General features: G+C 42.3%; 1 pseudogene. It reads right to left on the reverse strand.

What is annotated here, in order from left to right:
* Nucleotides 1–640: pseudogene (locus tag QSJ81_RS25655) on the reverse strand (acetyl-CoA hydrolase); the annotation flags it as partial.

Consider the following 640-nt stretch of genomic DNA (forward strand, 5'->3'; position numbering starts at 1 on the left):
GATTTTGCGATAGGAATCAATATTTTTGTAGAATCTTTCAAGACCTGCAGGTGATGGTGAGAATGAAGTACCTGAGGCAAACTTTAACTTCCCAGCATCCGCTAAGTCTAGCATTCCATCTTGGATGACTTCGGTATACACTTCTAAATCAGTAAAATCGGATGCAGCAAAACCACTGACAACCGCATTGGCTACCGATCCTACACCGGATTGTAACGGTAAAAGTCCTTTTGGCATACGTCCTGCTTTAATATCAGCTTTCAAAAATTCAATAAAATGAGCACTCATGGCTTTAGCATCGTCGTCAATCGCCGCTAAATCACGAACATCATCACGAATGTCGCAAGGAACAATATAAGTTATCTTGTCCAAACCACATGGAATATATGGAGTTCCTACACGATCATCTGCTTTGACAATGTTAATGGGTTGGCGATGAGGAGGATCAAGAGGAATGTACACATCGTGCATACCTTCAAGAGCCAATGGCTGGGATGTATTGATTTCAACAATAACAATGTCAGCACTTTGCACAAAAGATGCAGAGTTACCCATGGACGTCGTTGGTATGATATGCCCTTCTTCGGTAATCGCACACGCTTCTACAATGGCTACGTCCACTTTACCGCCCAAAAATCCA

It is taken from the genome of Pelosinus sp. IPA-1, assembly GCF_030269905.1.
Lineage (GTDB): Bacteria > Bacillota > Negativicutes > DSM-13327 > DSM-13327 > Pelosinus.